Here is a 25456-nt window from a genome sequence, read left to right as displayed (position 1 = left end):
GAGCGCTAAAACGACTCGAGTCAGCGATGGCCGATGACCACCATTACGCTTTTTTACGCGAGTTTTTTTTACCGCCGCTGGCGGCGCGTTCGGCCTTAATTTTTTCCAGCAGGGCGGCGGCGCTGTTTTCACCGCTGATCAGATCCGGGTTTTCAGCCCGCCACTGAGCGGTAAGCTCGCCGCGGAAGGCTTTTGCCAGGATTGACTGGGTGAGGCTGTTGACGCGGGTCAGGGCGCTGTTGACCTGCTTTTCAATGGTGTCGGCGTAGGCGAAGAGTTGTTCGACGCGGCGGACGATTTCGTGTTGTTCTTCAATCGGAGGAATAACTATTTCTATAGAATATATTTTTGCTCCACTTATAACAGGTTGAGCTGAGGAGGATGTATCTACCCTTAAATTTGTAGCCTTAAGTAGCCAGTGCGCGAACTGTTTTGTAATTAATTCACTATTAAAATCAACAAGTAATGCGTTATCAGTTATCCACGATTTTTCGGGAGTCAAATGAACTGAACCACAATAATATCCTACTCTACCAATAACAATAGTTGGTTCTTCAGTGTTATACTTATCATGGTAACCTGTAATACCATTGCCTCCGTAAACAGGGATATCTCCTGAATCATTCATTTCTTTAGCTGTAAGGCCATCACCTGATTTAACATTAAAAATATGCCCGATATTACAACGTAACCATGTCTTCTCCTCACAAGGCTCAGAGATGTTTTTGGCTTTTAATTTTTGTCCTTTCGTTAATTCATAATATTTTTTCAATGAAAGATTAAATGAATTATGAGCTCTCCATATCTCAGTCAGTTTTCCTCTCATTGCCGCAGCAAGCACCGCCTGGCGAAAACGTTTCAGGATTTGCGGGATTTGCTCAAGACGTGCTTTGGTGCTGTCCACCTGCGCCAGTAGCGTATCGATTTTTTCGGCGATGATTTTTTGTTCATTGACGGCAGGGAGTGGAATTTGAACTTTTTCTAAGCCTTGTTTCGTAATTTGAGGTTGTGCAGAGCCTGAGATTGTATCTTGCAACCCCCTGGCCTGAAGTGAATATTTTAAATACTTAATATTTACGTAGTTTGTTGGCTGGTTATCTAATGCCATCGCGTTACCATTAATATATGATAATGGCTCTGATATATGAAGATTTCCACATGTCGCCCCACGACAAGTAATCATAAGCGTCGCGGATTCGTGAGTATATTTATTGTAAAAACCTATTTTCCCATTCGCTCCATAGACTACGTAACCATCATCAGTTAATTCTTTCGTTGAAATTGTTTTCCACTGCTTAGGTGAAACTAGATCAACTAAAAATGGAGTTTCCCATTCAGAGGGTAATGTTCCGGAAATATATCCTAAAGACATTATTTAACCTCACCAAACGCTTCTTCCAGCAACTGACGCTGCGCATCCGCTTCATCGCCCGCACCCAGCTCGCGCATCAGCACATCCAGCTCGCCCAGCGCCTGTACCAGTTCGCCCATCGCTTCTGCCGCCAGCACGTCCGGCTCCGGCAGATTGTCGGCGTCGATGCTGTCCTTATCCTTCAGCCAGGAGATATCCAGCGAATCGGATTTTGCCGTGCGGATCCACTCGCGGCTGAACTTACGCCAGCGGCTGGTCGCCTGGTGCTGGTCGGTGCCTTTGTTCTCTTCGCTGTCGGCGACTTCGCTCTCTTCGGCGTTAAAGCTCCACTCGCCTTCGGTACGTGGGCTTAAACCGTGCGGATCTTCACCGTAGACGGTTTCAAACGGCTGCAGATGCTGCTCGGTAAACGGCGTGCGCTTGCCGAAGCTCGGCATATTGGTCCGCAGGTCATACACCCACACGTCGTCGGTACAGTTTTTATCCTGATTGGGATTCGCCACCGAACCTTTGGTAAAGAACAGCACGTTGGTTTTAACGCCCTGGGCGTAAAAGATGCCGGTTGGCAGACGCAGGATGGTATGCAGATGGCATTTGTCCATCAGGTCGCGACGAATATCGGTACCCTTGCCGCCTTCAAACAGCACGTTATCCGGCACCACCACCGCCGCGCGGCCGCCGGGGTGCAGGGTCTCAATAATATGCTGCATAAAGCACAGCTGTTTGTTGCTGGTCGGGTGCACAAAGGTGCGGGTGATGTTGGTGCCCGCGGCGCTGCCAAACGGTGGGTTGGTGGCGACAATATGCGCCTTCGGCAGGTTTTCACCGTCGCTGCCCAGCGTGTTGCCCAGACGAATGGCGCCGCCGTGGTCGAGGTTGCCTTCAATATCGTGCAGCAGACAGTTCATCAGCGCCAGACGGCGGGTACCGGGCACCAGTTCAAGACCGATAAACGCGCGGTGGATCTGGAAATCCTGCGTGTCTCCATCAAGGTCATCCAGATCGTTAGTCTGTGATTTCACGTAACGGTCGGCTTCAATCAAAAAGCCCGCCGTTCCCGCCGCCGGGTCCTGCACCACTTCACGCGGCTGCGGCTTCAGCAGATGGATAATGGTTTTGATCAGCGGACGCGGAGTAAAATACTGGCCTGCGCCGGATTTGGTTTCGTTAGCGTTCTTCTGCAGCAGCCCTTCGTACATATCGCCGAAGTCATCGCGAGACTTACCGTGAGCACCGTTGTACCAGTCCAGTGAGTCCATGTTACTCACCAGCTCGGTCAGCTGCTTCGGTTGGGTGATGGTGGTATTGACGTTCTGGAACACCGCCTGCACCAGTTTTTTCTCGTCCGCGCCCAGATGCACCAGCAGGTTGCGGTAAAACTGCAACTGCTCTTGGCCAATGCGCGATTTCAGGTCATCCCAGCGGTAGCCTTCCGGCAGGTAGTCCGCTTCCTGGCCGGTCTCTTTACACATTTTCAAAAACAGCAGCGAGGCGAGTTCATTCACGTAGTTTTGATAGGAGACGCCGCCGTCGCGCAGGTTGTCGCACAGTTTCCACAGCTTTGCGACCAGATCGTTATTGTTCATTGAAGATCCCATGTAAAACAGCGGCCCTTATCGGGGCCGCAGAAGAAGAAATTGCCGGGGATGATAACGCGTCAGGCGAGCTCATCCCAGATGTAATCGCTGAACTTATCCAGCACGCTGTCGAGGTTGCCGTCAAAGGTGCGCTGTAACATTGGCTTACCACCGCGACGGTGGAAATTGCCGGTTTTGAAAACGTCGTCGTCGAGCACCACTTTCTCTTTTAGCGCCTGCGCTAAACGGTTGAGCCAGCTTATTTGCTCATCGCTCCAGTCGTTCTCGCCTTTGATGCGCGCCAGCGCGTGATCAACACGCTCGTCGAACGGTTTGAGCGCATCGCCCACTGCCGCACGACGGATATGGCCGATCAGCCGGGCGGCGATATCCTGATTGCGCGTTGCTTTCCACGCGCCACGCAGGGACGACTCTTCAAAATGCTGGCGGTCAAACCACTCCTGCAATTCCACCAGCCCTTTACGGGTGAGGTCGCGCGGCCGATTGATCACCGCCTGCAGCGCGGGCTGGCCATTCGGGGCGTACTGCACCAGCGCATCGAACGCTTCGAGGAAATCCTGCGGCGTGTCGTAATCGCCGTACAGCGATTTGACGTTTACCACCTCATCGTCGATATCGAGGAAAATAGGGGCATCGCGCAGGGTGTTGATATCGGTTTTCAGCCTTTCCAGGCGGGCGATAAAGCCGGGAAGCTTATTGAAAATCTCGGCGCTCCAGTGCGGCCCTTTTTCCCGCAGGCGGGAAGCCAGGCCACCGAAGTTGACGCCCGCGGCATCCTGACACAATTCGTCCAAACGGCGAACCTGCTTATCCACCGCTTCGCTGCGATCGCGGTTATAGGTGGCGAGGCTGATAATCCGCTGCAGCTTGGCGACCAGCTGTTCATGGCTGTGTTCGGCAAAACTGCGACCATCCGCTTCAACGGTTTTGTAGGTTTCTGAGTCGGTAATTTCATTGACCAGCGTTTGCAGTTCCACCTGCGGACGCACAACCACCGGGCGCATGGTGTCGACGCTTTCCAACGAGCTGTAGATATCAACACAGTCGAAAATCTTAAAGCTGGTTTTCCCTACTGACGGGCACAGACGCGTGGCACGGCCCTTCATCTGCTCGTAGAGAATGCGGCTTTTGACTTTGCGCAGAAACACAATATTACAGATAGACGGAATATCCACGCCGGTAGTCAGCAGATCGACGGTAACCACAATATTGGGTAGCCGCTCTTTGTTGAAGCGGACGATCATGCTTTGCACTTTCTTCGCGTCTTTATCGGCATCACCGGTGATCTTGATAATGGCGTCGTGTTCAAGCTGCGGAAACTTTCTCTTAAACGCGGTGCGCAGCTCGTCAACCACCATGTCGGCATGGGCGTTGGTGACGCAGAACACCAGCGTTTTTTGCTGGCCGGTGGGATCCAGGTATTTGGTGAGCTCACCGCATACCGCACGGTTAAACGCCGGGATCACCAGGCCGCGGTTAAAATCGGCGACCTCAAAATCCTGATCGTCAGCCAGCGTGTCGTTGATCAGCTCGCCTTGCGGGTTCAGGCGTTCCACCTGTTCACCTTCTGATAGATAAACTCCATCCTGCGCATTGCGGGTGACGATCTGAATAGGGGGATCCTGGTCAATCAGGTAGCCATCGATCACCGCCATACGGTAGGTGTAGCGGTATACTGGTTCGCCGAAAATATCAACCGTGTGCAGGGCTGGCGTGGCGGTCAGGGCAATTTTTACCGCGTCGAAGTGGTCGAGAATGCGACGGTAGGCGGAAACGTAATCCAGCTGGCTACGGAACTGCAGCTCGCCTTCGGTCTGCTCTTTATCAAGAATGTAGCCGCGGTGTGCTTCGTCGACCACGATACAGTCGTAGCGGCCTACGGGCATCGGTTCATCGGATTGCAGAGTACGCTTGACCAGAGACTGAACCGTAGCGACGTGAATTTTGGTGCTGTCTTCCGGGAATTTGTCGGTCAAGCCTTTGATATCAAAAATACTGTTAAAGGTGTCGCCGTTAATTCGTGTGTCTTCAAACGACCCCAGCGCCTGCTCGCCGAGCGAGCGTCGGTCGACCAGAAACAGGACGCGTTTGAAACGCTGCGACTGGATCAGGCGGAACATCAGGGCGATGGCGGTACGGGTTTTACCGGTACCGGTCGCCATCGCCAGCAGGATCTCTTGTTGGCCGTTAACAATGGCCTTCTCTACCGCGTGAACGGCATCCTCCTGGTAATAACGCAGGCCCAGTTCGCTCATTCCGGGGTTATCGGCAAACCACCGATTCTGTTTTTGCGGGTCACTGCCCAGCATATCCACCAGCTCTTCCGGGCGATGCCATTCCGGCAGCGCTTTCGACATATTGGTGGTGTGGCGGACGTCGCGATACCAAATACCGCTTTTGGTCTTCATCGCCGCGCGATATTCACGCCCGTTGGTGGAGTAGCAAAAGGGGATTTTAAAACGCTGTGTGCCGCTGGTATCTTGCCAGCTGATTTCGTAAACCGGTAGGGCTTCGTGTATATCGTCGGGGGTAAATTGCTCCAGAAGCGTATCGCGCAAAAACGCATTATCGAAATATTTACTGTATCGATAAGCCTCATTCAGCTTGCCGGGAACATCAATATTTTTACGTTTTGCTTCGACAACGGCGATGGGCTTGAGGCCAACGAACAGAACATAATCCGCAAATCCTTGCTTACCCGTTTCATCTACGCCCGTAGGCCATTCGGCAATCGCTTTATTGATACCCGGTTCCGGGCGAGCACCTTTGGCAAAGCGCAGCATTTTACTATCCGCCTGCCAACCCGCTTTACGTAACTGAGCGTCAATCAGGAAGCGACTCTCCTCTTCATTGAGATTCAGTGTACGCTTGACGGCCTGGTCGGTAATTTCTTTATGGTAGGCTTTTCTTTCCTGTTCCGTGAGCTTAGCCAGCTTCGCATTTTTCTCAGCTAACTGCGCTTCCAGAGCTGAGAAACGAGCCAATGTCTGTGCTTCAGTTTCCTGCTGCTTACCTTCAAGAATGGCAATATAGCCGTTCAGAGCAATCAGTTTCTGCTGCTGTGCTTCGAGTTCAGCCTGACTGAGTGCTTTCTCACGTGACTGCTCTTCTAGCTTTTGTTTTAACGTCAGTACTTCCTGACGGTAAAGATTTTCTCCGCGCTCCGGTAAAACAAAAACAGGCACAGGGAAGTCATAATCTTTCGTAACCAAACGGTAGTACCAGACCCCCAGCCGAAAACCCAGCCGTAAGCACATCTGCGCGTCATCAAGATCGTTATGGTATTCGTGGACAGCCTGGTTACCAATACGACGTAATTTATGAAAAACGGAAAGAATGCTGTCGTCAACGAAGGCAATTTTGCCAAGCTCACGCAGGAGTTCGTGCTGATTTTCACAGGGAGGAATGTCCAACAGCAGGCCAAGATGTTTTGCCGTCGCTTCGCCAAACATACGCATTTTTACCAGCGCAGTATTGGGATCATCCGGGTAGTTATTTTCCGCCGCGCATGCGATGGCATAGGTGAAATCGTTCACGCCCTTCAGGAACTCAAAATTGGATTTATTCATCATTGTTATGCAGGCCTGCGCATACATTTTAGGAACATAATTTTTACTTTAACTTTCTGAAGCTTCCCGAGCAATGACCAAAATCACAGCAAGTTAATCAATGATGGAGAAAGTTTGGGGTTCGTTACAGCAGATGAGCGATATTTAAACCATGCGGGATATGCATACATTCCTTTTCCAGGTAAAGCGGAAAGCGTCAGGCTAAGACAAATAACCTTTCAAAATCACCGGAAAGCTTATGCACAAATATGACAATTATCGAATGAGAATATATTCTGTTCTATACTTATAAGAAATTTGATATTGGCTGAATCAGATTGTCTTCCGTTGAAAGGAAAACTTTACGTGTATTTCAGACACAAAAAAAGCCGCCCTTAAGCGACTTTGATTTGCATCTTTATGGTGCGAAGGCCGGACTCGAATTTCATACCTAATATACTGATATCAATGTTGTTTAAAAACAGAAATAAATATTTATACCCGCACTTGTACCCACAAGCAGCGGATCAGAAACGACCTCATCTTCATCCATCACAACTGGATTCTGAGTAATCACATCTACAGTGGGTTTCTTATCCTGCAAAAGCTCTTCTAGAGCATATACTGGAAGCTGGAAAACCGTCAGTGTAGAACCCAATGTGTTTTTGGTAGCAACGGACAGTCGATCGCGGTCGATTTCTTGAGTATTCCATTTAACCTGCCGAGCGATCCCCATCCCCTCTTCCACCCATTCAGAACGATATTGGAAGTCTGAAGTAACTTTGCCTAGCAGGTAAGTACGGTTGGCTGGCGAATAGGTAATAACCCAATCACCCTTTTGGATCTCATTCACAAACCGCCAGACCTGAGATGCACCAGAACGCGCAGTTCCCAGCTTCGTTAAAGGGTCGGCCTCTTGGTATAAAGCGAGTAACTGAGCTCGGGATAGGCCGGGTTTGACCAAAGGAGCCAGCTGAGACCAACCGATACCCGCGATTTGTTTATCGCGGAAATCGTCATAGAGTTTGCCGCCGTCACCGCGGATCATCCACATTCTGTTGCCCATACCCATCCCTTCGTGAGGAAAAGAAATTAAGCTGGATCATAAGCTTGTTCGCCGCATGCGTCAAAACCCTCAACAACGACAGCACAGCATTCCTGGATTGTGTTTTGCGATGATATGGTCAGTTAAAATTACAGCTTCTATTCGCATGATATTTCGTCCAAATAAGCAAAAGCACCGGCCAGCATCGGCAGGTGCTTTTTGGAATGAGTAAATAAGTAAGAAAGGCTGCAATGTGAATGAGGGTGCTATTCCCAATGTTCACCGTGATGCACTGATACAATTTCTTTTCAATAAACCCATTGCCTGTCGTGCTCGCAGAATATCTACAGCCCTCAGATACGGAGATTGCTCCTGCCAGCTAAATCTTTTGCGGTCGATACGGACCAGTTCGTATTTTTCCACAATAAAATTAACAGCATCGACCAGTGTGATACCGGCGTTGATATGCTCCTGAATCACGCCTTCATCGCTGAACGGCGTGTCGTTTAGCGTCAGGCCATAGTGCTGTTCCAGAAGGCGGGTCAACAGCGTCTGCCAGACCACCACAGGTGACGGACATGGCTTCGCCGTCCGCAGGGTTGTTGCAGGTAAGGTTTTCATTTTTTCTCTCAGGTCAATTAAAAGGGTTAGCGTTGCGCAGGGTAAATCACGATATGGACGTAACCGAATGAGCCCAGGGTATCGGCTTCACAGGTAAAATCGTGGTGATACAGAGTGATGCAGTGGGCATGGCGGGGATTCAGCTCACCAGTTGTCAGCATCGATTCCATCTGACGGATAAAGTGCGGGAATACCTCATCCAGCTTCATGCATTCTGTTTCGCTGAAAGTACCAGTAATCCCGGCCCGGTCAGCCAGATAGTGCAGCCGGTTGCCTTCCTGTACCAACCGGGCTCCGAAACGCGGTTTGACGTCACGCTGTAGTCCCCATGTGATGTTGCTCATTATTGTTCTCCTTTATTGTCAGTTCACGGTGATACTCATCAGACAGGCATATGGCCCGTTGCGGTCCTGGCGGCGTTCGGCGTATACCGCCAGGACGCCAGGAATGTCAGGTACTACCTGACCGGCGTAGTGATAGACGCTGCCATGCCACTGATATCTGCCGGTAGAGTAGCGAAAAATGCGGGAGTCAGGATGCTGGCGGTATATCGTCATCGCCCGACGTTTGCTGATAATTTTCATGTAATGCCTCACAACAGACCGTGTTCAGCAAACGAGAGTATCTGGTTGCCGCCAACGATGAGATGGTCAGGCACCCGGATATCAACGAGCTGGAGTGCCTGCACCAGTCGTTGCGTGACAGCCTTGTCTGCCTGACTGGGTGTGGTGTCACTTGAGGGATGGTTGTGGGCAAATATCACCGCGGCGGCATTGAAGTACAGGGCACGTTTTACCACCTCGCGGGGATGCACTTCGGTGCTGCTGATGGAGCCGGTAAACAGGGTTTCATAGGCAATCAGCTGGTTCTGCTGATTCAGGTACATCACCATAAACGCCTCGCGTTCAAGGCCTGCCATTTTCAGCCGCAGCCAGTCACGGGTGGCGCTGGTGGAGGTGAACGCCACACCAGGCTCACGCAGGTGGCGGTCGAGCAGTTTCAGCGCGCGTTTTACCGTGCGTTGTGAGCTCAGTGACAACGCCGCTGTCTGTGGGGAAAGGGAGGTTTCCATAGCGAGTTTCCTTAATCAATAATGCGCAGAATGGCCTGTGATTCGGGATGCTGCAGGGCGTAGTCCCGCAGGCGGTAATAGTGCTCTGTCATGGCATCGCATTCGGTTCGGCAGGCGTGATGGCTGAACTCAATCAGGCAGACAGCAATGCCTGCGGCTTCTGCACTCATCTCCGCGCTATTACCGTTCATTTTGTTGAGCAGGCACCATTTCTCATCACTATCAGTATCGGGAGCCATAAAGGCTCCACCATTACTGAGGGTGTAAAACTGCCAGATACCACCGCTGTAATCCGCACAGAAGCGGTCCATCCAGGCGAAGATGCGGGGCTCCAGCGCTACCCACTGCGGGATAGTGCCGAAGTGCTGAGGCCAGAAATGAATACGCTGTTCATCAGGAGCGGCGGTGGCCATGAGGGTGAAGTGCGGCTCATTAGCCGGGGTCAGGGCGTAGGGGGTGAGAGAGGTCATGCGTGTTCTCCGTAAAGTAAAAAAACGCCAGCAAGGGTGACTGGCGAGTCAGGGAATAAAGGGATGTGATGGTGTGTGACGCAAGGGGCAGGACGAGAAGAATTAGCGGGTAGATAACGCTCGCGGGATACCGTACTGCCGGATATACGGGTTGAGCACCGTTCCGGCGTCAGGTTCAAAGCTCCATGCCCGCCAGACCATCTGCCCTTTTACGTCGCGAACGACCATGCGAAAATGGCTTCCCTGGTCATCCTCAATGAAGATATTGCGGTATGCTGCGGTAAAAGCTTCTGCCTGCTGACGACTGAATGACCCGGGTGGCAGTACGGTGGGAGAAAGCATTTTCAGGTTCCTTCATTCCTGTGGTATCAGGAAGCGAGTTGCAGCATGCTTTCTGCCATCACCCACAGGGCACGGTTCAGCTTCACATCGCCATCAATGCCCTTCACCGCACGGGTATGTGTGCGCTTTCCTGCAGCATTACGCCCGTGCAGACCACCTTTAATCAGGTTCTCCTGAATCCGCTGAAACGTGGTCCACAGATCATTGCTCTCATCCTGCCAGCGCCGTGGCGAAAGGAGTTGCGATTCGGTAACGGGCTGGTGGTCTTCCCCGAAGCGGTACGTGAGTGCTGCGCTGGCCAGTGCCTGTCGGGCGGGCGGTGGCAGTATCAGTGACTGCATGGCATCACGTTTCTCCTCCACCCGGTCGAATATCCCCAGTACTTCATACGCCCCTTTAATCACCTTCTCTACGACGTTGCCTTTATGTGGCACGCGCACCTCACCAAAACTCTCACCGCAGACGAGCCCGTTCTGACACACCGCACGAAATAACCCCGGCAACATCTGGTACGAGCTGGTGCCATCATGAGAGTTGAGCAGAATGATTTCCGGTACCTGCTGACCGGTGATTTGCCCCTCGCGCCGCAGGCGCAGCATGTGCTTTGTGTGCTCACGACGCCCCGGGTCACGTACCCGGGTCTGACAGGCAAAGAATGGCTGAAAGCCTTCACGTTGCAGGCTGTCGAGCAGGGTGATGGTCGGAATGCAGGTGTAACGCTCAGAGCGGGATTCATGCTTGTCTTCACTGAACACACTCGGCACATAGCGCATTAATTCTTCATGGGTTAAGGGACGGTCACGGCGAACGAGGTTTACCGCACCAAAGCGGCTGGCTAATCGGGTCATGAGGGTATTTCCTTCAGAAAGACAAAAGAAAACGGCCTGCTCGGTTGAGAAGGCCGTGGTGTGGGGTTTGACAGGTATAGCGGGAGACTGAATATCCGTCGTTACGTCTGTCGCCGGATACGGCTCAGGCCCGGATACCCAGCAAGCTCATGGCAACCATAAATCCGATGAACCAGCCAATGAACTGGGGTACCACCGCCCAGAACAGGCGGGCCTGAATGACGGCACCGGTGCTTCCGTAAACCGCATCCGGCATTATCCATTTTCGGATGATATTGCCCAGCCAGACGCCCAGCCCTGGCAGAGTGCAGAGCAACACGGCAGCCCATGCGGAATACCAGAACCCGGCAATACGGGTATCAACAAACGCGATAATCAGTCCCACCAGGGTCGACAGGCTGAGACAAAGGCTTAAAGGCATAGCGGCCCTCCTTAAACATGGCCATTCCCGTAAAAACCGGCTCACTGAGGCCGGTGCAAACAACCACCGCAGGTATCAGTGACACAGATAAATCCGTGCTTCATTCAGCTGGTTCTGTCGTAAAACTGCCCGTCGTTCAGGTTTCGAAACATCATTCCCGGGCAGGTATTGGGCATTTCCAGCTGGACATATTTCCGAGTGACCATACTTTGATAGGTGCAGATTTTCTGTGCCCCGCCCGAGGGGCTGTTATCCGTTCTGACCAGATGGAACGACTCGTAATCACTGTACCCGGCCTGGGCCACAGTGGGGATGAACAGACTGAAACTACTCAGGGCCAGGGCGCTGGCAATAATGCGGCGATAACGCTGATGCATAGTGTTTCCTTATTCAATGAGTAACCGATAACAACGTAAGAGGCTGGTGGGCGACGACGCCCCCTCAGCCGGGATGTTCAGGAGGGGTCGCCTCCTGCAGTAATGGTGGTGCCGGATGAGATACGGCCATTACGTCGCTGATGACCGGGAAATGCGGCAGAGCCCGGATGAAGGCCTCCTGACGGGTGAGGTGACAAACCGCATCACGACGCTGGAAGGTGTCACTCAGTACCGTGATGGCGGTGACGCTGGACAGCGGCAGAACAGTAATGCCTCCGTGCTGCTCGCCTGCCAGATACCACTCTCCTTCAAGATAAATAAGCCGGTACGGCGCCAGGTGTTCAGCGCGAACGCCGTCAGCCAGTACCCTGATGCACTGCTGCTGCACAATGGTATCGACCAGCCGGGAGAAGAGGCCGGGGCGCACACTGGCGCTTCCGGCTCCCCCCTGCCAGACCAGGCACGGTGAGATACCTTCACTGTCTGTCAGGGTGTTGACCAGCCGAAGGTCCGTTTCCGGAAACACGTCGTGAAGCCCGACGTTGCGCATAAATGACAATGTTCCCGGGGCACGCTGTGCCATACCGGGGTCTGACAACAGTCGGCAGTGCCCATGACGGTATTCGAGGTTCAGATACATCAGCCGTTCACGAAAATCGCGGCGCAGAGTACGTACCGAGACACCAAACTCAACCGCCAGTTTATTCACGCTTAGCGTTTCGCCTGCCAGCAGGCGACTGATAATGAGGGACAGTCTGACCGCCAGCCGGTCATACCGGTGTTCAGCCTGTGACATGGCATTTTCTCCATCGTGATGAAAGGCATTGAAAAAGATGTGATTACTGTAAACAGGGGGGCGGTCAGGGTATGGACAGAGCAGAAAATATTTTTATCCCCCGTCAGTGCCAGACGGGCTGCGGTACAGAACGTGCTTTGTCGGTTTTTTAACCGGATGCACCCCGCCGCAGATGGACAGGGTGTGTCCGGCAAACGGAGAGTGCATGTCAGGCGCGTACTGACTGCTGCATTTGCTCACGGGATAACGGTATTTCTGCCGTCAGAAGAAAAACCGCCAGACACTGCGGGCAACAGAGACAACGGCACTAATCACGGTACTGACCACCGCCGTCACCGTGCTGGGGAGAGAGAGTTCAGACAGCGTGTGTGTCATCACGTCGCTGACCGTCTCGCCAAAATCCTGTATCGCCTGCTCCTCAATTTTTTGCGTGCGGTATTGTGGTCTGATGACCGAGCTGACGGCACTGCTGGCACGGGCAGGCAGTGAGCGAAACAGCACCCCCACCAGCTCAGGTAGATGCCAGCCAGTGGCTGCTGATATTGTGATCACCGGGAGTGCCGGGTGGTTGAACAACGAGCACACCGCGCGCTGCTTTTCCTCCAGGTGTTTTAACTGTTGCTCTGAAGGTTGATTAAGAAAGCCGCTCCATTCACGAGAGGGCTCGATTTTATCGGCTTGGGTCAGGACAAACAGCACCTTATCCCTCCCGGCACTGCCTGGTGAAAGCATCCGAAAGTAAAAATCACAGTCGGGGGTCAGTGCCCGGTCATCGGCTTTAATCAGCCAGAGCACCAGGTCCAGCTCCGGCCAGATACGCTGATACAGTGCCTGATACTCTTCATCCCGCCCCGGGCTTTCGCCCACTCCGGGCAGGTCAATCAGCGTCACCTGGCGTTCACCTGCCTGCAGCGTAAAATGCTGTGGCTCACGGGTACACGCAGTGGTATGACTGACGGCCGAGACCGTGCTGCGAAACAGTGCGTTACACAGACTGGATTTACCGGCACCGGTTTTACCCATAATGCCAATCACCGGCTGGTAGCAGATAGTTTCGTTAAGGCGTTTCATGACTTCTACGGCAACATTTTTTGGCAGTAAATAAAGTGGAGAGTACATTTTCTTTAATTCATCATTGTGTCTCATCATTTCCTAATTCCTCTGATGGTTAAGCAAACTTGCTTGGTTCAGGAGCATGATATATATTTGAAGTAAATTTAAATTTTTCATGAGAAAGTATGAAAGAGAATAAACAATCAAAACCTAAAGATGAGATAATTGAATTTATCAGAAAGCATAAGAAAATATATGCAAACTTCACATCCTCCTTCACAAAAGAGGATTTAGTAAATGCATTTTATTGCAGGAAGTTGTTTTTTGATTGTGAAAGTGCGGTCAGGAGTGCGGAGAAAAACATTTTTGATTTTGACGGTAAAAAAATCTCAGACAATAAAAAAAGAATAATGAGAAATAAATTCATGAATAACTCTGACCACAGAGATGCGCTTGAGGCATTGTCGGCACGCATTAAAAACTTGGAAATTTTAAAGCATAAAAACAATGATCTTATTTCTTTTAGACCAACCACCAGACAGGTAGTAAAGAAGTTGACGTTTCTTGATGTTTTTAATGCATCGAAAAATGCACATAACACTACATCCGAGCTCTTTAGTTTTTTCAACCATTGCAACAAATATATTGATTTCACCCCTGACGATTTCCCATATAGCAGAAGCGTTAACCCTGAAATGATGGAAGAAATAAAAAAAATCAATAATTCAATTGTTAGAGCTATCCCAGAAAACTATCCTTATGCAGATGATACTATCGCCCTATCTAACTTGTGGCTTAGTTTAGATCTTCGTTATTCTGATGAGATCATTGTCAATCAACTGAAAGGGTTAATTGAAATTGAAAGAAAAAAATATCCACGCGCCGTACAAAATAATATAGATAAAATATTAGCAATTGAAAACATTAAGAGAAAGTTAAATGCGCTGGATGTTTTTATTATAATTGATGCCATTATACTCAGCGCAAACAAAAATGAAATACTCACAAACACTGAAATAAATAATGCACTTGAGTCACAAGATAACGGCACTCGCAATGTAAAAAACGCAATAGATTATTTCATGGACATACTTAACGGTAATCTTGATGATAATAATATCGCACCTTACCAAGATAGTATTTAACGTATCCACCGTGGGTAGCCTTCATCAGAGATATAAGAAGGTTTAACTGCAAAAACCTTAGCATATACAGTTAATATTGTATCTTTAGTTGATTCTAGGTTAGCACTAGATATTGAGAAATATTTCTTACAGTACCGTCGTGATATGGCAAGCACAGAAAACAGTGCGCGTACTCTTCGCGTTGTTGTTTTCCCATTGTCCATCGTCCTCACAAAATCTTTAAATTTAGACAAAAAACAATCAGGATCTCCTCGGAGATATGCATGAAAAAAAGCAAGTGAAATCATATCAAGATAACATGGAAAAAAAGTAACTCTTCTCCCTCTAAATTTTATTGTTTTATTTCTTAGAAATTCATCAACAAATTTAAGACAGTAAAGATAATCTTTTAGTTCTAAACGCTTGCATTCTTTTTTTAATAACTCAAAAATAATAACCTGATTAAATGTATCTGCGACGTCGAGGTTTCTTTTTTGACCATTTTTTAGTCTTGGCAATTTTCCTATTTTATAAAACATCGCATTTATCTCATCCTCTGAGTAATTTTTAGTGATGGCGTTAACAAGACTACACCGAATATCTTTTCTTTTTTTGTTTGCACTTTTACCATTAAACTCTTGAAATGCATTATTTTCAGGAATTTTATCTTTGTTCATTTTATTTATAAATGAAGGGGCAATCATGATATTTTCTACCACATTCATCCCACCTTTAGAATTCGGATATTTATGGCTTAAATCAATCTTAATAAAAGGAATCAGTTTATGTTCGTTTTTTTTATGTTTAGATAATATTTCCCCCCCAAGGAAATGGCTACATGCGAACTGCAACCGAGATTTAAGTTTATATAAATTAATTATTTCTGCCATATCCTCTAAGCTGTTAATCGAGTTTAATTGCAATGGGTTATTTTTAATAAAGCACTCTACGTTTAGCCAGTAAGAATGATGGTAAACTTCTATTTTGTCAGCCTCCTTAAGGATTCGCATACCGATCCCTTTGCATTTGTTTGAACAATATTTATTGTTTCTAGTTTCAGAAAAGTCAGCACCACAAACTTTACAACGAATTTCTTTCTTTACGTTTCTTCTATGACTCAGCTCCTTTCGTTTATTAAAATGAATATAACAAAGTCTGACCTTGTGCTCGTAACTGACAGGATCTATATTTAAATTGCATCCTTTTCTGCAACATATTGCCATCGTACCCCCTTCATATTCACATCACACGACTTTCCAGCCATTCGTTTACGTCACATAACCTCCAGCGAGAGCTTCTGCCAAGTTTTATTGGCTTCATGAATTTTCCATCCTGGATTTGCTTATAAATCCATTTATCAGTGACTTTCAGCGTTGCTGTTATCCACTTCATATCGACAAGTTGCATACCATTCGTTTCATTTCTTTCCACACCATGCTCCCTACACGTTGACCTTTTGTCAGATATTGGCCCTGCCAAACCAGAAAGTGCAGACAAAAGATCGACACCTGAATTGTCTTGACAATTTAACGTGAATATGAACTAGAGGAGGAAGGTGGCTGGCTATGTAGTCTTTGTAAGATGATCTGACAAAATGGCCTAAATTGATCATGCAAAAACACCAAATAGAAGGCTTTCTGTAAGCAAAGCGACATGCCACAAGCGGCTTTGTTACAAGGAGGTTGCTAGTGTTTTAATCTTAATTAATGGACAATATTAAATTATAAATCTATTAAACAAATATTTAATAGAATATTAAATACAACGTGGTTCACATGCACGAGACTTTGTTGAATAAATCGAACTTTTGCTGAGTTGAAGGATCAGATCACGCATCTTCCCGACAACGCAGACCGTTCCGTGGCAAAGCAAAAGTTCAAAATCACCAACTGGCCCACCTACAATAAAGCCCTCATCAACCGTGGCTCCATAACTTTCTGGCTGGATGATGAAGCTATTCAGGCCTGGTATGAGTCGGCAACGCCTTCATCACGGGGAAGACCTCAGCGCTATTCTGATCTCGCCATCACCACCGTTCTGGTCATTAAACGCGTGTTCAGGTTGACCCTGCGGGCTGCACAGGGTTTTATTGATTCCATTTTTACACTGATGAATGTTCCGTTGCGCTGCCCGGATTACACCAGTGTCAGCAAGCGCGCAAAGTCGGTTAATGTCAGTTTCAAAACGTTCACCCGGGGTGAAATCGCGCATCTGGTGATTGATTCCACCGGGCTGAAGGTCTTTGGTGAAGGCGAATGGAAAGTCAAAAACACGGCAAAGAACGCCGTCGTATATGGCGAAAGTTGCATCTGGCAGTTGACAGCAAAACACATGAAATCATCTGTGCAGACCTGTCGCTGAACAATGTGACGGACTCAGAAGCCTTCCCGGGTCTTATCCGGCAGACTCACAGAAAAATCAGGGCAGCATCGGCAGACGGCGCTTACGACACCCGGCTCTGTCACGATGAACTGCGGCGTAAGAAAATCAGCGCGCTTATCCCTCCCCGAAAAGGTGCGGGTTACTGGCCCGGTGAATATGCAGACCGTAACCGTGCAGTGGCTAATCAGCGAATGACCGGGAGTAATGCGCGGTGGAAATGGACAACAGATTACAATCGTCGCTCGATAGCGGAAACGGCAATGTACAGAATGAAGCAGTTGTTGGGAGATTCACTGACGCTGCGTGACTACGATGGTCAGGTTGCGGAGGCTATGGCCCTGGTACGAGCGCTGAACAAAATGACGAAAGCAGGTATGCCTGAAAGCGTGCGTATTGCCTGAAAACACAACCCGCTACGGGGGAGACTTACCCGAAATCTGATTTATTCAACAAAGCCGGCTATAAGCTGAAATACGTGCGCAATATCACCGATATCGACGACAAAATTATCAAACGCGCCAATGAAAACGGTGAGAACTTTGTGGCGCTGGTCGACCGCATGATCGCCGAAATGCACAAAGATTTTGACGCACTGAATATTGTGCACCCGGACAGCGAGCCGCGTGCGACGCACCATATCCACGAGATCATCGAAATCACTGAACAGCTGATCGCGCGCGGTCACGCCTATGTGGCGGATAACGGCGACGTGATGTTCTCTGTGCCGACGGACCCACACTACGGCCAGCTGTCGCGCCAGGATCTTGACCAGCTGCAGGCGGGCGCTCGCGTGGACGTCGTTGATGTGAAGCGTAACCCGATGGACTTCGTGCTGTGGAAGATGTCCAAGCCGGGCGAGCCGAGCTGGACATCGCCGTGGGGCGAAGGACGTCCGGGCTGGCACATTGAGTGTTCCGCAATGAACTGCAAACAGCTGGGCAACCATTTCGATATTCACGGCGGCGGTTCGGACCTGATGTTCCCGCATCACGAAAACGAAATCGCCCAGTCTACTTGTGCCCATGACGGCGAGTATGTGAACTACTGGATGCACTCCGGCATGGTGATGGTGGATCGCGAGAAGATGTCCAAATCACTGGGCAACTTATTTACTGTGCGCGACGTGTTGAAATATTACGATGCCGAAACCATTCGCTATTTCCTGATGTCCGGTCACTATCGCAGCCAGTTGAACTACAGCGAAGATAACCTCAAGCAGGCACGCTCGGCGCTGGAGCGTCTGTATACCGCGTTGCGCGGCACCGACAAATCTGTCGCGGCGGCCGGTGGCGAGGCGTTCGAAGCGCGCTTTGTCGAGGTGATGAACGATGACTTCAACACCCCGGAAGCCTATTCCGTGCTGTTTGATATGGCGCGTGAAGTGAATCGCCTGAAAGCAGAAGATATGGCGGCGGCGAATGCGCTGGCTTCCCATCTGCGTAAGCTTTCTGGCGTGCTGGGTCTGCTGGAGCAGGAGCCGGATGTCTTCCTGCAAAGCAGCGTAAAGGCGGATGACGGCGAAGTGGCTGAGATTGAAGCCTTGATTCAGCAGCGTCTGGATGCGCGTAAAGCGAAGGACTGGGCGGCGGCAGATGCGGCGCGCGACCGTCTCAATGAGATGGGTATCGTGCTGGAAGATGGCCCGCAGGGGACGACCTGGCGTCGTAAGTATTTTTTTCTTAGGTTTCTGCTTTTCCCCCTCACCCTAACCCTCTCCCTCAAGGGAGAGGGGACCGAACGTGCTCGCATTTTTGGGGGGATCCCTCACAGCAAGGGGAGAGCGGTGCGGATTTGTCCCCCAGACCTTGCCGAGAAAGACACTGCCGGGACAATCCCGCACGGCACTTATCCCTCCTTACCGAACCCCGTTTGCTGAATCAGCATCAACATCGCGCTATTTATCCAGCCGTGGGCGAAGCTCTGCGGCTCGCTGCTGACGTCCACCTGCACGCGCTGCTCCTGGGTGAGTGGCCGGGTCGACGTTCCCTCAATCACCACCCGATACCAGACTGCCGCCGGGCGCAGTTCCTTCGCTGCAAGCGTCGGGTTAAGCGCAACGGGGCCGCCGTGAGGCTGGGCCAGCATCAGGTTTGGCAGGCGTTTTACCGCATCGTGGTCGATAGCGACAATTGTGCCCTGCACTGTCTGCCATTGCCCCTCGACATACACCTTCGCCTTCGCCTGAGGGCGCAGACGCGACAAATCGGTCTCGCTCACCAGCGCTTTCACCCGCCAGTGATACGGATCTACCACGCTGGCGATGCGGGTACCCGGCGACACCCAACTGCCCGCGTGCAGCGTCTGAACCACGTCATGCACCACCCCTTTTTGCGTTGCCAGCAGTTGCAGGCGTTGCAGTTCAACGACGCTGGCCTGTTGCTGAGTGGCATACTGGCGCGCCATCTGCTCGGCGAGCACCTGTTTTGCTGCTCCGTCTTTATTCAGCGCCATCGCGCCACGGGCACTGGCCTGCCAGGCCTGATTCAGCGCCTGCGCCTTTGCTTTTTCATCGCCGGGAAGTGGGGCCACCAGCTCAAAGAGCGTCTGCCCGACGGTGACCGTATCTCCATCTTTTACCCGCACCTTCTCAAGCTGGGCGGCGTACGGGGTATAGACAGGTTGTGCGACGCCCGCCTCCATCACCCCGTGCAGCGACACCTGCCTGGACCAGGGCAAAAACACGGTCAGCCCGAGGGCCAGCAACATGATGCACAGGCGCAGAAGCCGCGCGGGTTTTACTTCCTGGCGACGCATATGCCAGATCCTCAGTTCACGAAACAGGGGGTGCACCACAAACGTGATGATTTCAATAAAAAACAGCACCAGGCCGAGCGCTTTGAAAAACGCGTGATAGACCACCAGCGCGATGCCGATAAACAGCGTCAGGCGATAGATCCAGGTGGCGAAAGCAAACAGGGTCAGAAAGCGGGAAAAGGCGGGCGAAACGTTATCTGGCAGGGGATCGTCCAGCCCCAGCAGATGCCCGCGCATCCAGCGTTTTGCCCAGTTGCCCGCGCGCTCATGCAGCGCCGGATAATCCAGCCAGTCGCTCAGAATGTAATAGCCGTCAAAGCGCATAAACGGGCTGGCGTTAACGGCGACCGTCATTACCCAGGCGGTGGTGGCGAGAAAAAACAGCGCGTTTTTGACGTTTCCTTCCGGCGCAAAGCTCCAGAACAGCGTCGCCCAGCCTGCCAGCATCAGTTCGGCCACGATCCCGGCGCTGGCAATCGCCAGCCGGTGCTGCGAGCGGGACAGCTTCCAGCTCTCTCCGGTATCGGTATAGGCCATCGGCCAGAGCACCAGCAGGGCGACACCCATATGGCCGACGCGCACGCCATGCCGGGTTGCCACAAACGCGTGCCCCAGCTCATGCCAGCATTTCGAGAAAATCAGCGCCACGGCAAACGCCAGCGCGCCGTTCCAGCTAAGCGCCCCGTGCAGCGCTGCCTGTACGCTATCCCACTGGCGAGCCGCCAGCACCAGCCCGCTAAGTGCCGCAAGCAGCGTTACCAGCAAAAAAGGTACGCTGAACAGCCAGCAGACCCAGGGTAAAAAGCGGCGCAGGGCTTTTTCCGGGCGAATCAGCGGCAGGCGAATAAACAGATAGCCATGCAGAATGCGTTTCCACAGCGGGGGGCGAGATTTAAAGCTGCTGTGGCGTAACAACTGCTGCTGTTGCAAAAAACGCAGGAAGAGGGTGACGTCCTCCTCTTCCACCGTCAGCGTGGTTTCCCGGCTGATGGCCTCGGCAATCTGAGGCGCGCTACCCAGCGCCCAGCGGCGAACCATCTCAAATTCCAGCCAGCCAAGGCGGAAAAAGAGGTTACGCACCGGATCTGCCAGATGCCAGGCAGGGGAACCGTCCCGATTATTGCCCGCCGGGTGGATGTGTAATTCATCGCGCAGCGGCGGCAGGGTGGCTGCCGGGGAAAGCGCCGTCATTGGCTGCATATCAGAACCCACACCAGGCGCGGGCGGTCGCCAGTGGACGACGGAAGATAAGATAACCCAGCACGCTCCACTCCCCGGTTACGCGGGCGGTCCCCTGCAGGCCGATACGCGCCAGCGCCGAGGGTTCGCTCAGGGAACCGCGCAGCAGATAGCTGGCGACACCGTTGGGTGCCTCTACGGCTTCATAGCCGGCGTAATCCAGCTGTGCATTCAGTGGGTGCAGCGGGTCGACCTTCAAAAAGACGGTCATGGGGGCGTGCGCATTCAGGTTGGTGGATTCCGCCACCGGTGCCCAGGCGCGGATGCCCAGCCGGGTGGGGTCAGCCAGCAGGCCAATACGCTCGCCCGTTTGCACCGGGCGTCCGGCCCAGTCATCCGGATCGCTATAGACAAACACGCCGCTGCTTTGGGCGCGAATCGACAGTTTTTCCAGCTCTCGTTGCAGGGAGGCTACCTGCACTTTCTGCTCGCGCCATTTGCCCTCAGCCAGCGCCAGCTCGGCCCTGGCATTCTGATCTTCAATCGCCTGCTGGGACGACTGGTGCATGTTGAGCGCGGCGGTGGCAAGTTCTGCCTGGGCAATCGCCAGGCGATTTTTTAAGGTCGTGTCATCCAGTTCTGCCAGCACCTGGCCTGCGGTGACGGCGGTGTTCGGAGCAACCGTCATCCGGCGGATCACGCCGTCGCTGGGGGCGGCAATAACCTCGCTGTTAAGTGAAATCACCTCGGCAGGCACCAGGGTGTATTCGCGAATCGGGATCAGCAAAATGGCGACAAGCAGTACCAGCACGAGGGCAATACGCTTTCGCACGGAGGTTGGCAGCAGGCGCTGCAGGCGCGAAGGCCGCGCCGCCAGCGTCCACCACGCATAACCGTACAGGCTGGCAAGCTGGAGCAGGGTATATTCCGGGCTTTCGACGCTCAGTTGCACCGGCCATGGGGTGTCGCGCGCCAGGATAAGCAGGGCGTGAAGTTGCCCATTCGGCCCGGCCAGCGCCAGAACCCAGACGTGGGCCGGTAGCCACTCATCCCACTCCTGCGCCAGCGATGGGCTGAGCTGGCCTGCGCTGAGCGACATGACCCGCGCCCCTTCCGGCAATGCGGCACACTGCGGCGCGATCGCTTTCGCCACGGCGGCAAGCCACAGGGCATACGGGGTATTGCGGTCGGTATCGCTCAGCCCGGAGTGCGCAACCAGTTGGGCGCGCCCGGTGGCGGTATATTTCAGCAGCGCGGCCTGACGGTAGTCCACCAGCGCCCGCGTTTCGTTACAGATAATAAAGCCCAGCTCTTCCGGGCTGTGTGCGGCTTTGACGCGGCCCATCAGGGCATAGAAGACCGAAGCACTCACGAACGGTTCGCCCCGCTGGCACAGGTCGGCATATCTTGCGGGCAGACCGGCGTCGCGCGCCCGCTCATGCCCGGCAGGATCTCTTTGACGTTATCGACAAACTGGGTTTCGATCTCAATGGTCTGGCTCACCGCATCGACGCGTCCGCTAATGTGCGAGACGGTCATCTGATAGTGCTGGCCATTTTCACCCACCACGGCATCGAAGCGGGCGCCGGTCGTCAGCCAGTTCATCCAGCTTGAAGGCACGTTCAGTCGGGCTTTGCGGTTGCCATTGCCCACCAGATCGATGACCGGCGCGCCTGCGCCAATCCCCTGGCCCTCTTTGACATAGATGCGGGCAATTCGGCCTTCGAAGGGCGCGGTAAAGCGGCACTGTGCCAACTGGGCGTCGAAAATCTTAATCTGGCTGCGGGTCCGGTTGACGTCTGCGGCGGCCAGACCAACCTCCAGCGCCCCTGCTGAGTCCAGCCCCTGCAGCTTGGCTTTGGCCTCGTATTTGATCTGGGCGGCGCTGAATTCCGCCTCCGCCGCGTCTTTACGCGCTTTCAGTTCGCTGCAATCGAGGGTCGCCAGCAGTTTTCCGGCTGCGACGTTATCGCCCAGCTGTACGTTTACCTGCATCACGCGGCCTGCCACCACGCTCGACAGCGGGCTCTCTTTATCGGCCATCACCAGAAAACGCACCTGCGCCGGGCCTTGTTCCACGGCAGCGGTCTCCGGCACGGGCTCGCTGGCGGCGACAGGGGCGCTTTTCTCAACGGCGACCGGTGGTGGGGTTATCTGCGTGGTTACCGTCTCTGTTGTGACGGATTCTGAGGGCGCGGCCGATTCCGTGGCAACTGCGGGTTCCTGAGCGACAGCCGCAGGTGCAGATTCCGGCGTTGCCACGGGTTCCTGTGCGACGGTAGCAGGTTCCGGTTCTGCTGTTGAGGCAGGCGCGGCTGTCGGCTCCGCCACCGCTGGCGCTGCCTGTTCCGTGCTGGTGGCAGAGACCGCCGGAGCCGTATCCTCTGCCAGCGCGCTGGCGCTGAATGCCAGCGCGATGATGGCGCCCATGCGCCAGTCGTAATGACGTCTTTTCATACCTGTACCTGCTTAGGGATTATTGGCCGTCGCCATGGTGGAACCGCCTGCGTACTTATTCAGGTCGGACACCACGGACAGCGCGGCAGCCTCAGCCAGTGCACTCACGGAACGGGTGTTCACGTCATTGGGCAAATAGCTGGTGTAGTGCTGTTTCAGCACCGACGCTCCCTGCGGGTTTACCACGGTGATATCCCACACACCGCGCAACGTATTTTGGGCGTGACCCACATTCAGATTCATCTCCAGGCGATAGCTGTTCGGACCACTGCCCACCACCAGTTGGTTGGTGTTAAGTACGCGGGTGACCGATTGATAAATCACATTTTTATTGACGGCAGCAGGCAGGCGACCAAGGGTCACATTCACCGGATGGCGGGTGACCACCGCATCGGCGCTCTGGGTAAAGACATGTTTTTCTCCGGCGACCAGGCTCTGGTGAATTTGCTGCGACAGGCTGGCGAGATCGGTGTTCTTCACGGTTTCTGGCAGCAGGTCGATCCCCACCGAGTTCAACACGCGGCCATAGGCGGACTGCGCCTGGGCATAAGAAGCGGCCTCCTGGAAGCGCGAGACCACGGAGCGTGCCTGGGTGCGCAGCGACTCCAGTTCGCTGGACAGGGAATTGCTCGCGCTCGCGCGGGAGATACTGGCCAGACGCTGGTCGACGCGGGCGGATTCCTGCGCGATTTGCAGGTCGTAAACTGCCAGCTTGTAGCGTTCAACGGAAACGCGTACCTGGGTCAGGATTGCCATGCTCAGGGCCATACGCCGTGCTTCATCCGTCTGCAGACGGGCGTCGTTGGTGCGGTTGATGGCCGGTGCTCCCAGCAGTTTGAACAGATTCATCGACACGCCCATGCCACCCTGAATCCAGCTGCTGTTGTAGAGATATTGGTTAGAGTCGTAGCTGATGCCACCAAACAGGTTCAGGTTGGGGAACAGCGAGGCAATTTGCCGTTTGGTTTCCAGTACGTCGATGCGGGTTTTGTAATCCTCTTCACGCAGCTCCGGGCGGCGTTCGAGCGCCATTTGCTCCAGGCTATCCAACTGGGTCGGTACCTGCGACAGCGCCGGGTTTGTCACGTCCTGTAATTTGAAGTCGGTGTTCGGCGGCAGATTCAGCAGGGCAGCCAGCTCGCTTTTGGCCATCTGCATTTCCTGGCGCTTCTGGTTTAACAGCGAGACCGCGTCCAGCAGCGCGCGCTGGTATTCCAGCCCTTCAACGGGAGGCAAAATGCCTGCGCGTTCGGCTTCACGGGTTTTATTCAGCGCAATCTGGATGTTTTCCGCCAGCGGCTGGGCTTCATCCAGCAGACGCTGTGCCCCCAGCGCACGCCACCAGGCATCGCGCACCTCCTGTACGATGTTTTGCAGCACTTTGCGGCGGCGTTCTTCGGCGATATTGACGTTATCCGCCTGTTGTTTGGCGCGATAGTAGCTCATCCCGAAATCCAGCACGTCCCAGGAAAGCGTCGCGTCGGCGAGGTAATGGTCGCGCTCCTCAGAGGTGGATGGGCGCAGGCTGACCACCCGGTCTTCGATACCGATACTGGTGCCGCCGGAATCATTGTCGCGCCAGCGATATCCGGCATCGGTCATCAGTTTGGGCAACATATCCTGGCGCGATACATCCAGCAGGCCGCGCGACAGGGCGGTCTCCATCAGTTTCAGGCGGTAGTCGAGGTTGTATTTCAGCGCGCGCGCCATCGCGTCTGACAGGGTCAGCGGGCCGGAAAGCGGCTGCTGATCGCGATACATGTTCAGGCGATCGTTGTTAACGCGTGCGGCGATTTCATCCTGGGTTAAAGGTTCCGGTTTTACGGAGCCACAGCCGCTGAGCAGGACCAGGCAGATCAGGGCGGAAATCCGCGCCATCACCGGCACCGGGCGGGTTGCATTCAGCGATACGGTTGTTGTCGTTATCATCATTATTGTGCTTTTAGTTTCAGGTTAACGAACCGGCGGCCCTGGGCTTCGCCGGTGCAGAATAAACA

General features: G+C 52.8%; 21 protein-coding genes and 3 pseudogenes. 3 read left to right on the top strand and 21 right to left on the bottom strand.

The features are described 5' to 3' along the window. Nucleotides 1-43 precede the first annotated feature (43 nt). The 15 genes and pseudogenes from ACLHV8_RS02670 to ACLHV8_RS02600 all read right to left on the bottom strand — a co-directional run bounded on the left by ACLHV8_RS02670 (nucleotide 44) and on the right by ACLHV8_RS02600 (nucleotide 13659). Nucleotides 44-1372 carry a restriction endonuclease subunit S gene (locus tag ACLHV8_RS02670; RefSeq protein WP_410376752.1) on the bottom strand — a complete coding sequence of 443 codons (1329 nt, stop codon included), beginning with the start codon at nucleotides 1370-1372 and terminating at the stop codon, nucleotides 44-46. Then, nucleotides 1372-2958, bottom strand: coding sequence for a type I restriction-modification system methyltransferase (gene hsdM / locus ACLHV8_RS02665; protein ID WP_410376751.1), 1587 nt, complete (start codon nucleotides 2956-2958; stop codon nucleotides 1372-1374). The genes ACLHV8_RS02670 and hsdM overlap by 1 nt, the downstream gene beginning before the upstream one ends. Before the next feature lie 71 nt (nucleotides 2959-3029). Next, nucleotides 3030-6542: a type I restriction-modification system endonuclease gene (gene hsdR, locus ACLHV8_RS02660; protein WP_410376750.1), complete on the bottom strand. Its 3513-nt coding sequence runs from the start codon at nucleotides 6540-6542 to the stop codon at nucleotides 3030-3032. 496 nt (nucleotides 6543-7038) lie between these two features. After that, nucleotides 7039-7584: pseudogene (locus ACLHV8_RS02655) on the bottom strand (restriction endonuclease); the annotation flags it as partial. A 258-nt stretch (nucleotides 7585-7842) separates the two neighbouring features. Further along, nucleotides 7843-8184, bottom strand: coding sequence for a TA system toxin CbtA family protein (locus ACLHV8_RS02650; RefSeq protein ID WP_049007153.1), 342 nt, complete (start codon nucleotides 8182-8184; stop codon nucleotides 7843-7845). Between the two features lie 26 nt (nucleotides 8185-8210). Continuing rightward, on the bottom strand, nucleotides 8211-8528 hold the full coding sequence (locus ACLHV8_RS02645; RefSeq protein WP_049007152.1) for a type IV toxin-antitoxin system YeeU family antitoxin: 318 nt from the start codon (nucleotides 8526-8528) through the stop codon (nucleotides 8211-8213). Between the two features lie 18 nt (nucleotides 8529-8546). Then, a complete protein-coding gene (locus ACLHV8_RS02640) occupies nucleotides 8547-8768 on the bottom strand; it encodes a DUF987 domain-containing protein (protein WP_049007150.1) in 222 nt (73 codons plus the stop codon). 8 nt (nucleotides 8769-8776) lie between these two features. Beyond that, nucleotides 8777-9256, bottom strand: a complete 480-nt coding sequence (gene radC, locus ACLHV8_RS02635) for a RadC family protein (RefSeq protein WP_049007149.1) — start codon at nucleotides 9254-9256, stop codon at nucleotides 8777-8779. Between the two features lie 11 nt (nucleotides 9257-9267). Beyond that, nucleotides 9268-9726, bottom strand: a complete 459-nt coding sequence (locus ACLHV8_RS02630; RefSeq protein WP_049007147.1) for an antirestriction protein — start codon at nucleotides 9724-9726, stop codon at nucleotides 9268-9270. Nucleotides 9727-9828: 102 nt separating this feature from the next. Next, nucleotides 9829-10068, bottom strand: a complete 240-nt coding sequence (locus ACLHV8_RS02625) for a DUF905 domain-containing protein (protein ID WP_049007145.1) — start codon at nucleotides 10066-10068, stop codon at nucleotides 9829-9831. 26 nt (nucleotides 10069-10094) lie between these two features. Next, a complete protein-coding gene (locus tag ACLHV8_RS02620) occupies nucleotides 10095-10916 on the bottom strand; it encodes a DUF932 domain-containing protein (RefSeq protein WP_410376749.1) in 822 nt (273 codons plus the stop codon). A gap of 124 nt (nucleotides 10917-11040) precedes the next feature. Continuing rightward, nucleotides 11041-11337, bottom strand: a complete 297-nt coding sequence (locus tag ACLHV8_RS02615; protein WP_229220742.1) for a permease — start codon at nucleotides 11335-11337, stop codon at nucleotides 11041-11043. Nucleotides 11338-11441: 104 nt separating this feature from the next. Then, entirely contained in the window at nucleotides 11442-11714 is a 273-nt protein-coding gene (locus ACLHV8_RS02610; protein WP_334632420.1) for a hypothetical protein, read from the bottom strand. 64 nt (nucleotides 11715-11778) lie between these two features. Next, complete coding sequence (locus ACLHV8_RS02605) at nucleotides 11779-12510, bottom strand: WYL domain-containing protein (protein WP_049007140.1); 732 nt, start codon at nucleotides 12508-12510, stop codon at nucleotides 11779-11781. Between the two features lie 261 nt (nucleotides 12511-12771). Next, nucleotides 12772-13659, bottom strand: a complete 888-nt coding sequence (locus ACLHV8_RS02600) for a GTPase family protein (protein WP_229220743.1) — start codon at nucleotides 13657-13659, stop codon at nucleotides 12772-12774. 89 nt (nucleotides 13660-13748) lie between these two features. Between ACLHV8_RS02600 and ACLHV8_RS02595 the strand changes: the two genes are divergently transcribed. Next, on the top strand, nucleotides 13749-14708 hold the full coding sequence (locus tag ACLHV8_RS02595; RefSeq protein ID WP_049007795.1) for a hypothetical protein: 960 nt from the start codon (nucleotides 13749-13751) through the stop codon (nucleotides 14706-14708). Here ACLHV8_RS02595 and ACLHV8_RS02590 read toward each other — a convergent pair. Continuing rightward, nucleotides 14705-15910: a hypothetical protein gene (locus ACLHV8_RS02590; protein ID WP_049007796.1), complete on the bottom strand. Its 1206-nt coding sequence runs from the start codon at nucleotides 15908-15910 to the stop codon at nucleotides 14705-14707. The two genes, ACLHV8_RS02595 and ACLHV8_RS02590, sit on opposite strands and share 4 nt — an antisense overlap. Nucleotides 15911-15926: 16 nt before the next feature. Next, a complete protein-coding gene (locus ACLHV8_RS02585) occupies nucleotides 15927-16094 on the bottom strand; it encodes a helix-turn-helix transcriptional regulator (RefSeq protein WP_049007797.1) in 168 nt (55 codons plus the stop codon). Between the two features lie 408 nt (nucleotides 16095-16502). Between ACLHV8_RS02585 and ACLHV8_RS02580 the strand changes: the two are divergent. Both ACLHV8_RS02580 and cysS read left to right on the top strand, forming a co-directional pair. After that, nucleotides 16503-17470, top strand: a pseudogene (locus ACLHV8_RS02580) (IS5 family transposase). Nucleotides 17471-17526: 56 nt separating this feature from the next. After that, nucleotides 17527-18738: pseudogene (gene cysS, locus ACLHV8_RS02575) on the top strand (cysteine--tRNA ligase); the annotation flags it as partial. Between the two features lie 176 nt (nucleotides 18739-18914). On the opposite strand, the gene ACLHV8_RS02570 reads toward cysS, so the two are convergent. From ACLHV8_RS02570 to ACLHV8_RS02555, 4 genes are read right to left on the bottom strand one after another with little or no spacing between them, the layout of a single operon-like run. Beyond that, nucleotides 18915-21023 carry an HlyD family efflux transporter periplasmic adaptor subunit gene (locus tag ACLHV8_RS02570; RefSeq protein ID WP_049005802.1) on the bottom strand — a complete coding sequence of 703 codons (2109 nt, stop codon included), beginning with the start codon at nucleotides 21021-21023 and terminating at the stop codon, nucleotides 18915-18917. A gap of 1 nt (nucleotide 21024) precedes the next feature. After that, the gene (locus ACLHV8_RS02565) at nucleotides 21025-22374 is read right to left on the bottom strand and encodes an efflux RND transporter periplasmic adaptor subunit (RefSeq protein WP_049005804.1); all 1350 of its coding nucleotides are present in this window, start codon (nucleotides 22372-22374) and stop codon (nucleotides 21025-21027) included. Next, on the bottom strand, nucleotides 22371-23459 hold the full coding sequence (locus ACLHV8_RS02560; protein ID WP_239664021.1) for an efflux RND transporter periplasmic adaptor subunit: 1089 nt from the start codon (nucleotides 23457-23459) through the stop codon (nucleotides 22371-22373). Before ACLHV8_RS02560 ends, ACLHV8_RS02565 begins: the two co-directional genes overlap by 4 nt. Before the next feature lie 12 nt (nucleotides 23460-23471). Continuing rightward, complete coding sequence (locus tag ACLHV8_RS02555) at nucleotides 23472-25391, bottom strand: TolC family protein (protein WP_049005806.1); 1920 nt, start codon at nucleotides 25389-25391, stop codon at nucleotides 23472-23474. Nucleotides 25392-25456: the final 65 nt, after the last annotated feature.

It is taken from the genome of Enterobacter sp. CPE_E863, assembly GCF_046521465.1.
Taxonomy (GTDB): Bacteria; Pseudomonadota; Gammaproteobacteria; order Enterobacterales; family Enterobacteriaceae; genus Enterobacter; species Enterobacter adelaidei.
The sequence above is the reverse complement of the archived record's forward strand: the minus strand, read 5'-3'. Positions and strand labels throughout refer to the sequence as shown.